This is a genomic window from Pseudomonas sp. MEJ108 (assembly GCF_030208985.1).
Classification (GTDB): domain Bacteria; phylum Pseudomonadota; class Gammaproteobacteria; order Pseudomonadales; family Pseudomonadaceae; genus Aquipseudomonas; species Aquipseudomonas fragariae.
The window spans coordinates 149,200-158,741 of record NZ_JARVSW010000001.1 but is presented as its reverse complement, the minus strand read 5'-3'; the positions used below and the strand labels follow the sequence as shown (position 1 = coordinate 158,741).

Sequence of the window (9,542 nt, the reverse complement as noted above, 5' to 3'; positions counted from 1 at the left end):
CGCCTACCTCGCATAAATGCTAGGTAAACGCTCGGCTTCGAGCCTGAAAGCATCAGGCTTGAGGTCTTTGATCGCCGCCTCAAGCTGCCTGCATTGCCGAATGATGTAGGCGGCGATGGGCTGGGGGGATCGGGTGTATGCGCGGTCAGTGCAGTTACATGACGAGGTCACACCGCGCATGGCTGAGGAAGGGATGCGGGTGTTTGATACTTGTTTGGGATTGTATTTGCCGATGTTTTTGGTGAGGATGTCTTGCGCCTAAGATAGCGAAATTACTTAAAGCGGGTCCGGTCACATATCCCGAATCTCTGATGCATGAGCTATATTGTATTCTTCTTTATAGCCTTTCAGCACATCGCGGTACTCATTTAAAGTTTTTTCATACCTCGTCTTTGACGCAGAATACATCTTGATTCGCCGCCCAGACTTGGTCTTTTCTTTGTAAAAATCATAAAGTATTGAGGCCCCTTCAACCTTGCGCTTATGCAATTCAAGCCTTTTGCTTGCAGCTCTGAATTCTGGAGAAACTACCGGACTGGCTTTTCTATCAACCCAAGATCTCATTCGGCTGAGATAAGACGGATCAGACATCTTCTCAATTATTCCTGCTCTAGGGACAACTGTTAATTCTACGCCGACAGCCGAATAAGGCGCCAGCGCCGCATGGGCGGGGCCCATCGGTCTAGTTGAAATACCAGCACTGGATGACAAGGAAACCGGGATTGTACCCGTATGACTTACAATACTTGTTTGAACATTCTGAGAAATTAAATGTTTTACTTTACTCGTAATAGGCCTGGATCTTATCCTGGCTTTTCTAAAAGACAAGAAACCAACCTTGCTTATTGCTCTTATAGCAACGATTGTGATATGACCGGAGGGGTCCACAACCCCAACCGGATCCCCTCCACAATACCCATAGGCATTCAACCCGCCCTCATCAAACGGACTCAAACTGTCCGGGCTGTTGAACCGCATCAACACCGGGTTATAAGCCCGATACCCATTCCCCAACAGATAATGCCCGGTCACCGGATCGCGTCGTTCGCCGTTAAACCCCAGCAAACTGGTCAAGCCACTTTCAGCCGGATGGTGACCGTAGGGGCTGTAAGCCATAGACTCAGTACCCGCTTTATCCACAAGCTGCAAAACAGAACGCTGCTGATCCGTCGCCAACAACGTGGTTTCGATCGCACCCTCAACACGCCGCTGCTGAGCCAATAACAGGTCTTCATGCTGAAAGACCGTGCGTCGTGATGCACCCTCTATTTCGGTCGCCAGGCGGTTCTTTTGATAGAAGCGCTGCACATCCGCCTGCCCTGCCGGCGAGCTGGACGCCAGACGGTCCAGCGGGTCATAACTGTAGCGGCATAACACTGCTTGATTTGAAGAGGTCATGGCCAGATGCTTCGGAGGGAATCAGCCTTCAGCATCCAGCAATACTGATACGCCGCCTACCTCGCATAACTGCTAGGTAAACAGCAAAAAACCCCGGAGGGCTACAACCGTCCGGGGTGTTTTTTGCCCATCGTTTACAGCTTGGCGATGGAGACCTCAGTCGACTTCACGAAGGCGATGACTTCGCTGCCGACGACCAGCTCCAGCTCCTTGACCGAGCGGGTGGTGATGACCGAGGTCACGACGCCCGATGCGGTCTGTACGTCGATTTCCGACAGTACATCGCCGTGGACGATTTCCTTGATGGTGCCTTTGAACTGGTTGCGAACGTTGATGGCTTTGATAGTCATGGCATGTCTTCCTTTGGGGATCAGGGTTAATTTGCCCAGCGCAATTGCGTAGGCAGTGGCGAAAACGGTTCCGGGTCAGGTGGCGAACCCGGCAGGGCCAGCACACGGTTGAGTACTTCGGCCTCCAGCGCCGCGAGGCGATGCGAACCACGAACACGCGGGCGTGGCAGGTCGACCAGCAGATCAAGGCCGATCTGCCCTTCTTCGATCAGGATCACACGGTCGGCAATGGCCACAGCCTCGCTGACGTCATGGGTCACCAGCAGCACCGTGAAACCATACTGGCCCCACAGTTTTTCGATCAGTTGCTGCATTTCGATCCGGGTCAGGGCGTCCAGCGCACCCAACGGCTCGTCGAGCAACAGCAGGCGTGGCTTGTGAATCAGCGCGCGGGCCAGGGCAACGCGTTGCTTCTGGCCACCGGACAATGCGGCAGGCCATTCATTGGCGCGCTCGGCAAGGCCGACGGCCTCAAGCGCTTCTAGGGCCTGCGCTCGCCAGTCGCCGCTCAGGCCGAGGCCAACGTTGTCGATGATCTTTTTCCAGGGCAGCAAGCGCGCTTCCTGGAACATCAAGCGCGTATCTTCGCGGGCATCGTCCAGTGGCGCAGAGCCGGCGAGCAGCTGGCCTTGCGTCGGTTTGTCGAGGCCAGCGAGCAGGCGCAACAGGGTGCTTTTGCCACAACCGCTGCGGCCGACGATGGCGACGAACTGACCGGCCGGAATGTGCAGGTCGATGTCTTTGAGCACTTCACGGGCGCCGAACGCTTTTTTCAGTTTGCGTACCGCCAGCGGGATGCCACGCAGCAAATGTGGAGGTTGCTGTTTCAGACTGGTCATGCGGCACCGCCTTTGCTCGTTTGATAGGCCGGGTGCCAGCGCAGGCAGACACGTTCCAGGCCTCGCGCCGCCAGATCGGCCAGCTTGCCGAGTACGGCGTACAACACGATGGCCAGCACCACGACGTCGGTTTGCAGAAATTCCCGTGCATTCATCGCCAGGTAGCCGATGCCGGAGCTGGCAGAAATGGTTTCCGCGACGATCAGCGTCAGCCACATGAAGCCCAGTGCAAAGCGCACCCCTACCAGAATCGAAGGCATGGCCCCCGGCAGGATCACATGACGAAACAGGCTGAAACCTGACAGGCCATAGCTGCGGGACATTTCTACCAGCGCCGGATCGATGTTGCGGATGCCGTGGTAGGTGTTCAGGTAAATCGGGAACAGGGTGCCCAGCGCAACGAGGAATATCTTGGCGGTCTCGTCGATGCCGAACCACAGGATGACCAGCGGGATCAGCGCCAGGTGCGGCACGTTGCGGATCATCTGCACCGAGCTGTCCAGCAGACGCTCACCCCATTTGCTCAGGCCGGTAATGAAGCCCAGCGCCAGACCGATGCCGCCGCCGATGGCGAAACCGATCCCGGCGCGCCAGCCGCTGATTGCCAGATGGGTCCAGATTTCGCCGCTGGCGACCAGGTTTATGCCGGCTTCGATGACCGCGCTGGGCGCGGGCAGAATGCGTGTGGATAACCAGCCGGCGCTGACCGACAGCTGCCAGACTGCCAGCAACAGGACTGGAAGTGCCCAGGGCGCCAGTCGGTGAACGATGCGTTGCGAAGCACTGAGGCTCATGGAGTTGTCTCCTCGAAGGGTCTGACGATCACTGTGCTTGAGCAACAGCAGCAGGAGGTGTCCAGACTACGTCAGCAATGCTGAGCGGCTTTGGAATAAGCTTGAGCTGGTAGAAGGTGTCGGCGATTTTCTGCTGTGCCGCCACTACCGGCGGGGTAAGGAACTGCGCGCCGTAGCCCTGACGCTTCACCGAAGTCAGGGTGATGTCGGCCGGCAGCCCCAGCAAAGGTGCGACCTGTTGGGTCACTTCATCGGGGTTGGCCTTGGACCATTCCCCCACCGCACGGACCTCCTCGACCAGGGCCTGAATGACCTTGGGGTTTTTCTGTGCGTATGGCTTGGTGGCGAGATAGAACTGATGGTTATCGACAATGCCGGTGCCATCTTTCAAGGTGCGCGCCTGCAATTGCTTTTCAGCAGCGGCCTGGTACGGGTCCCAAATGACCCAGGCGTCCACGCTGCCACGCTCGAAAGCCGCACGCGCATCGGCCGGAGGCAGGAAGACGGTCTGGATATCGGTGTATTTCAGGCCGGCATCTTCCAGTGCCTTGACCAGCAGGTAATGGACGTTCGAGCCCTTATTGAGGACGACTTTCTTGCCCTTCAGGTCCTTGACCGAGGTAATCGGCGAGTCTTTGGGGACCAGAATGGCTTCACTGGTCGGTGCTGGCGGCTCGTAGGCCACATACAGCAGGTCCGCGCCCGCGGCCTGAGCGAAGACCGGCGGCGTTTCGCCGGTGACGCCGAAATCGATGGAGCCTACGTTCAGGCCTTCAAGCAGCTGAGGACCACCAGGGAACTCGGTCCACTGGACTTTCACGCCCTGCTCGGCCAGGCGCTTCTCCAGCGAGCCCTTGGCCTTGAGCAGCACCAGCGTGCCGTACTTCTGGTAACCGATGCGCAGATCTTCCGCCTGGGCCTGAGTGACCGCACCAAGAGCGACCGCAGCAGCAAACAGCGCAACAAGGCCTCGACGCAAAATGACAGTGCGCATATGCGCTCCTTTACCTATTTGGGGTGATCCCCTGCTCGACCGGTTACGAAGGAGCAAGGTGGGAATAGGCACGACATTAACAGCCCTTTTTTATATCTATAAATCTTATTTATTCATTTAGTTATTCCATAAATGAATATATAAAAGTGTTCGTGCTTGTACGTTGGCAACCTGTGACGCGGAGCGTCACGACAGGCATTCCCACGGGAGCGTGAGGAACGATAATCCCAACTATCGTGCCCATGCTCCGCGTGGGTATGCCGTTCTGGACGCTCTGCGTCCGATCCTGATTCTGCAGCGCGACGAAGATTTGTGACGCAGAGCGTCACGACAGGCATTCCCACGCTGGAGCGTGAGGAACGATAACCCTGTAACTATCGTACCCATGCTCCGCGTGGGTATGCCGTTCTGGACGCTCCGCGTCCGCGCTTGATTGAGCGACGTAGCAGGCGGCTATGAGGGCGCAATAAAAAAGGGCCGATAAATCGGCCCGAATAACCCCACGCTTGGTAGATCGAAAATCAGCGGTTTGGCTGTGGTGTCAGGCGCAGATAAGGGGTGACTGCCTTATAGCCCTTGGGAAAGCGCTGCTTGATCTCGGCTTCGTCCTTGATCGACGGCACGATCACTACGTCATCACCGTCCACCCAGTTGGCGGGCGTGGCGACCTTGTAGTTGTCGGTCAATTGCAGGGAGTCGATAACGCGCAGAATCTCGTGGAAGTTACGCCCGGTGCTGGCCGGATAGGTAATGGTCAGACGCACCTTCTTGTTCGGATCGATCACGAACAGCGAGCGCACAGTCAGTGTGTCGTTGGCATTAGGGTGAATCAGGTCGTACAGGTCGGAAACCTTGCGGTCGGCGTCGGCCAGAATCGGGAAGTTGACCAGGGTGTTTTGCGTGGTGTTGATGTCGTCGATCCACTTGATGTGCGAATCGACCGGATCCACCGACAGCGCAATGGCTTTCACGCCGCGCTTGGCGAACTCGTCTTTCAATTTGGCAGTGAAGCCCAGTTCTGTGGTGCACACCGGCGTGAAGTCAGCAGGATGAGAAAACAACACACCCCAGCTGTCGCCGAGCCATTCATGAAAACGTATACGCCCCTCACTGGATTCCTGTTCGAAATCAGGGGCGATGTCGCCAAGTCGCAGTGTCATGGTGTTGCTCCTTGTCTGTATCGGGTAGGCCTTGGTATAGCACCACTGTGCGCCCTGCCGAGAGAAGTTAAAAAGAATAAATAATGCACCCAATAGACCTGCCAGGAATATCAAAAAACAGGCAAAAGAAACCCCGCACAGGGCGGGGTTCCTTTAAGCCTCAATACACTTACATGAAGCTATAGGTGTAGTTGAAGAGGATGCGGGTTTGATCGGTATCAGCAGTAGTAGCGGAGTCACCACGGAAACTGCCGTGGCGCACAGTTGTACCGAAGCCTTTGAGCGGACCACTCTGAATTACGTAGTCAACGCGCATATCACGCTCCCACTCGGAGTGACTACCCAGATTGCGATTGACATCACGGATGTCATCACCGCTCAAGTAAGCAATCGCAGCCTTCAGACCAGGAACACCAACCTTGGCGAAGTCATACGAGTACTGACCGAAGGTGGTGTTTTCACCAGCCCGGTTGAACCCGTTGATCATCGAATCAGTGAACAGGTAGAAGCTCGAACCGCCGTTACCTTCAGGTCGGCCGCGACCGTCAACTACGTTGCCTTGGCCAAGATAGACCATGCCGCCGCTGTCACCCACTTGCTGGTGACCAACCATAAACGAGTGACCGCCCAAGGCGTAAGTGAACATGGCAGACCAGGTCTGGTTGTCGACTTCGCCGGTATGTGAGGCGTAACCACCGTTGTTGTTAAAACGATAGCCCGCTGCAGCTTCGCTGTTTTTGCCGTCAGCGCTGCTGTTGAAATAACGCAGGTCAGTCTTGAAAGACTGGTCGTTGTCGATCTGGTAGACGTGAACCAGGCCCAGGAAGTGTTGCTTGTAGAAGTCTTCAAGGTTCGCGTAGTAGTACTGCAGGGTCAGGTCTTTGGTAACTTTCCAGTCGGCACCGGCGAAACGGAACTGGTCGGCGGTCTGGGTAGCACCAGCAACGGACAGGTCAGTCCAGTTGCTCGAAGCACGGCCAATGGACTTGTTCAGTTGACCTGCGGTGAAGGTAACGTTATCCAGATCCTTGGAGGTCAGGATGCCGCCTTCAAAGGCCTGAGGCAACAGACGACCATCGTTGCTGACCAGAATCGGCAGGTTCGGCGCCAGCGCATTACCAACCTTCAATTCAGTTTTAGAGAAGCGCATCTTGGCGTTGGCACCAACACGGGACCAGTCGCTGACCGAAGAACCATCAGTATCAGTCGGAACAACGGTATTAGCTGTGTTGGCATTATGGTGCTCAATACCGCCACCCAAATGCAGACCCATTACAGCTTGCGCATCAAGACCAAAACCGACAGTGCCCTGAGTAAAGCCAGAGAGGTAGTCGAATTTCAGACCGGTAGAGGTTTCTCGCTGGTCGGAAGCACGAAACCCTTCACGCAGGTCGTTATTGAAATACAGAGTACGAGAACTGACGGACGCTTTACTGTCTTCCAGGAAACCAGCTGCGCTGGCCTGCTGAGCCAATACACCAACGGTGACGGCCAAAGCCAGGGTGGACTTCTTCATTACTACGCTCCTCGTGAATCTAATTTTTTATATCCATGGTGCCGGGCTTGGCCCTGACCCACGGATTAGCGATAGGCGACAGTCCCGATCCGAGATCAATGGATTCTGTTCGCCCTGACTTTTGACTAGACCGCTTTGGTCGATGGCAACACGTCGGTGCAATGCTTTTATGCGCTGAAGAAACCGTTGCTGGAATCTTGAGAACATCCAGTCATTTGTCACAACTCGTGTCAGCAAAGACGTCACGGAGTGTATCGACCTGACTACCCATTTCCCAAAACTTATTTTGGTACCGTTCGTCAGATCTATCGTTTTCGTGCCCCCGACCGGAAAAATGCACCTTCACCGGCCTCGATCCCCGCCAGCAGAGTGCTGATGCAAAACTGGCGAAAGCCTTGTATTACGGGAACTTCGGGGAGATTAGTCAGTTAATGTGACAGTTGTCATCACTTTGACGGCGCACCGTGTTCAAGCACAAAAAATTTTTTTCACTTTGCTTTTTTGGGCCATTTTCAAGCATTTTTCGGCCTTCAGAGCCGTCCCTCACTGTAGTCCATGTGAACAAAAAGGCAATTCTGGTGTCGGGCGCCATGGCAGCCAGCCGATTGGCCAATGCGCAAACGGCTCATTTGTGCACGTGAGGGGCGAAGATCCATCATCGAGTTCGGATGGACGAGTGCATCAGTATGGGTTTCTGCACGCTAGTGGTGCGCAAATTGAGTGCGCTTCTGGAAAACCGGAAGGCTGGAACGTGTACTGCGTTATCAAGGAGGAACGACGCGGCACTACGACTCCGCTCTATAGCCAAATCACTTCCGGCACACGAGAAACATGTATAAATATTTATAATTCAAAGAGTTATGTGTTGCAGGAATAAGGCATGGCCTCACGCAGGGAGGATCCGCTTCTCACGCGAACACGTTTTTTCTGAAACGATTTGAAAACTGGCACGCCCCCTGCAATAGGTATTACATCACCAGTTTTGGGGACCTTGGTACAGGCAGGCCGGGGATTCCCCTCTTTTATTCCTCCCGGAGACTGACCTCCAGTCTCCAGCGCCCGTCCACCTTCTCAGTGCGCCAGTCGCCATGAAGTGGACGGGCTGCCAGGAGCGTCAGCACCAACCCCTTCTCTCCCCGTTCTACCTTCCAGCGCGCAATCCTGTTGTCGAACCTCAGTTGGCCCGTCCACGGCTGTCCTGAGGCATCGACGTTGAGGACCACTGCACCATCGACTGTCGCGCCGCGATACTTCGGTTCTTCGTTGAACCAGAGCGCCAGACCGGCAGGCAATTCTTCGATCTGCTCCAGTTCGACCGGGTCAGGCTGCTGCAGGCGGCCGATAATCGTGCCCACGGTAAACCCGACAATCGCCATGGAGCCAAGAACACGCGGCCATAGCTTCGGTCTCGGGTCCTCTTCAAGGGTAGAATGCATCCCGTCCTTTCGTTCGGAGCCGTGCATGTTTCACGTCATCCTTTTTCAACCAGAAATTCCGCCGAATACCGGCAATGTCATCAGGCTATGCGCCAACAGTGGCTGCACCCTGCATTTGATCGAACCCTTGGGTTTCGAGCTGGACGACAAGCGCCTGCGCCGTGCCGGGCTCGATTATCACGAGTATGCCACGCTGCAGACACATGCTGACCTGGCAAGCTGTCTGGAGAAGATCGGCAACCCGAGGGTGTTCGCCTTCACCACCAAAGGCTCTCGGCCTTTTCATGATGCGAGCTTCGAGCCAGGCGATGCCTTTCTGTTCGGTCCGGAGAGCCGTGGCCTGCCCGCCGATATTCTCGACTCGCTGAGCAGCGAGCATCGCCTGCGACTGCCCATGCGCGAAGGCTGCCGCAGCCTTAATCTGTCCAACACGGTGGCCGTGGCTGTCTATGAAGCATGGCGTCAGCATGGATTTGCCTAGACCGAGCGGCCATGCACAAAAAAGCGCCCCGAAAGGCGCTTTTTGTTTGCAGCGGTAACGCTTACTGAACAGTCGGCGTTTCGCCAGCTTCCTGCATGCGTTGCAGTTCTTGCGCGTACAGGGCGTCGAAGTTCACCGGAGCCAGCATCAGCGCAGGGAACGAGCCACGTACGACCAGGTTGTCGATGGCTTCGCGAGCGTAAGGGAACAGGATGTTCGGGCAGAATGCGCCGAGGGTGTGGCTCATTGCGCCGTCGTCCAGGCCCTTGATCAGGAAGATACCGGCCTGTTGCACTTCAACGATGAAGGCAACTTCGTCGCCATTGTTGACTGTCACGGACAGGGTCAGCACGACTTCGTAGAAATCGCCTTCCAGCTGCTTCTGACGGGTATTGAGGTCCAGGCTGACGGTCGGCGTCCACTCCTGGCGGAAGATCGCCGGGCTTTTTGGCGCTTCGAACGACAGGTCGCGAACGTAGATACGCTGCAGGGAGAATTGTGGGCCGTTTTCTTCGTTGGCAACGGCGTCGTTGTTCGGTTGATCGGTCATCTCGGATCCTTGTCAGATTAGGCT

Annotated in this window: 10 protein-coding genes and 1 pseudogene; 2 read left to right on the top strand and 9 right to left on the bottom strand. The window is 55.8% G+C overall.

The window, feature by feature from the left end; all coding sequences use genetic code 11:
* Positions 1-51: 51 nt before the first annotated feature.
* Positions 52-262 (top strand): annotated as a pseudogene (locus QRN50_RS00700) (TetR/AcrR family transcriptional regulator); the annotation flags it as partial.
* Between the two features lie 29 nt (positions 263-291).
* Here the strand turns inward: QRN50_RS00700 and QRN50_RS00695 are convergent.
* From QRN50_RS00695 to QRN50_RS00660, 8 genes are all read right to left on the bottom strand, one after another.
* Positions 292-1,398, bottom strand: a complete 1,107-nt coding sequence (locus QRN50_RS00695) for an RHS repeat-associated core domain-containing protein (protein ID WP_080393393.1) — start codon at positions 1,396-1,398, stop codon at positions 292-294.
* 134 nt (positions 1,399-1,532) lie between these two features.
* A complete protein-coding gene (locus QRN50_RS00690) occupies positions 1,533-1,748 on the bottom strand; it encodes a TOBE domain-containing protein (protein WP_002555770.1) in 216 nt (71 codons plus the stop codon).
* A 26-nt stretch (positions 1,749-1,774) separates the two neighbouring features.
* Positions 1,775-2,587, bottom strand: a complete 813-nt coding sequence (gene ssuB, locus QRN50_RS00685; protein WP_003427335.1) for an aliphatic sulfonates ABC transporter ATP-binding protein — start codon at positions 2,585-2,587, stop codon at positions 1,775-1,777.
* Positions 2,584-3,381 carry an aliphatic sulfonate ABC transporter permease SsuC gene (gene ssuC, locus QRN50_RS00680; protein ID WP_004407339.1) on the bottom strand — a complete coding sequence of 266 codons (798 nt, stop codon included), beginning with the start codon at positions 3,379-3,381 and terminating at the stop codon, positions 2,584-2,586. Before ssuC ends, ssuB begins: the two co-directional genes overlap by 4 nt.
* A 28-nt stretch (positions 3,382-3,409) precedes the next feature.
* Positions 3,410-4,375, bottom strand: coding sequence for a sulfonate ABC transporter substrate-binding protein (locus tag QRN50_RS00675; RefSeq protein WP_004407337.1), 966 nt, complete (start codon positions 4,373-4,375; stop codon positions 3,410-3,412).
* A 521-nt stretch (positions 4,376-4,896) separates the two neighbouring features.
* On the bottom strand, positions 4,897-5,535 hold the full coding sequence (locus tag QRN50_RS00670) for a peroxiredoxin (protein ID WP_003318285.1): 639 nt from the start codon (positions 5,533-5,535) through the stop codon (positions 4,897-4,899).
* Between the two features lie 169 nt (positions 5,536-5,704).
* A complete protein-coding gene (locus QRN50_RS00665) occupies positions 5,705-7,051 on the bottom strand; it encodes an OprD family outer membrane porin (protein WP_011269280.1) in 1,347 nt (448 codons plus the stop codon).
* A gap of 1,022 nt (positions 7,052-8,073) precedes the next feature.
* Complete coding sequence (locus tag QRN50_RS00660; protein ID WP_004407332.1) at positions 8,074-8,514, bottom strand: hypothetical protein; 441 nt, start codon at positions 8,512-8,514, stop codon at positions 8,074-8,076.
* Between QRN50_RS00660 and QRN50_RS00655 the strand changes: the two genes are divergently transcribed.
* Positions 8,513-8,968 carry a tRNA (cytidine(34)-2'-O)-methyltransferase gene (locus tag QRN50_RS00655; RefSeq protein WP_004407330.1) on the top strand — a complete coding sequence of 152 codons (456 nt, stop codon included), beginning with the start codon at positions 8,513-8,515 and terminating at the stop codon, positions 8,966-8,968. The two genes, QRN50_RS00660 and QRN50_RS00655, sit on opposite strands and share 2 nt — an antisense overlap.
* Before the next feature lie 61 nt (positions 8,969-9,029).
* Here the strand turns inward: QRN50_RS00655 and secB are convergent, their stop codons facing one another.
* The gene (gene secB, locus QRN50_RS00650; RefSeq protein ID WP_003372189.1) at positions 9,030-9,518 is read right to left on the bottom strand and encodes a protein-export chaperone SecB; all 489 of its coding nucleotides are present in this window, start codon (positions 9,516-9,518) and stop codon (positions 9,030-9,032) included.
* Between the last annotated feature and the right edge of the window lie 24 nt (positions 9,519-9,542).

Bases quoted from the DNA above. Each gene is read 5' to 3' on its own strand.
- QRN50_RS00690 (WP_002555770.1), bottom strand. From the start codon at position 1,748: ATGACTATCAAAGCCATCAACGTTCGCAACCAGTTCAAAGGCACCATC.
- ssuC (WP_004407339.1), bottom strand. From the start codon at position 3,381: ATGAGCCTCAGTGCTTCGCAACGCATCGTTCACCGACTGGCGCCCTGG.
- secB (WP_003372189.1), bottom strand. From the start codon at position 9,518: ATGACCGATCAACCGAACAACGACGCCGTTGCCAACGAAGAAAACGGC.
- ssuB (WP_003427335.1), bottom strand. From the start codon at position 2,587: ATGACCAGTCTGAAACAGCAACCTCCACATTTGCTGCGTGGCATCCCG.
- QRN50_RS00660 (WP_004407332.1), bottom strand. From the start codon at position 8,514: ATGCACGGCTCCGAACGAAAGGACGGGATGCATTCTACCCTTGAAGAG.
- QRN50_RS00675 (WP_004407337.1), bottom strand. From the start codon at position 4,375: ATGCGCACTGTCATTTTGCGTCGAGGCCTTGTTGCGCTGTTTGCTGCT.
- QRN50_RS00665 (WP_011269280.1), bottom strand. From the start codon at position 7,051: ATGAAGAAGTCCACCCTGGCTTTGGCCGTCACCGTTGGTGTATTGGCT.
- QRN50_RS00695 (WP_080393393.1), bottom strand. From the start codon at position 1,398: ATGACCTCTTCAAATCAAGCAGTGTTATGCCGCTACAGTTATGACCCG.
- QRN50_RS00655 (WP_004407330.1), top strand. From the start codon at position 8,513: ATGTTTCACGTCATCCTTTTTCAACCAGAAATTCCGCCGAATACCGGC.
- QRN50_RS00670 (WP_003318285.1), bottom strand. From the start codon at position 5,535: ATGACACTGCGACTTGGCGACATCGCCCCTGATTTCGAACAGGAATCC.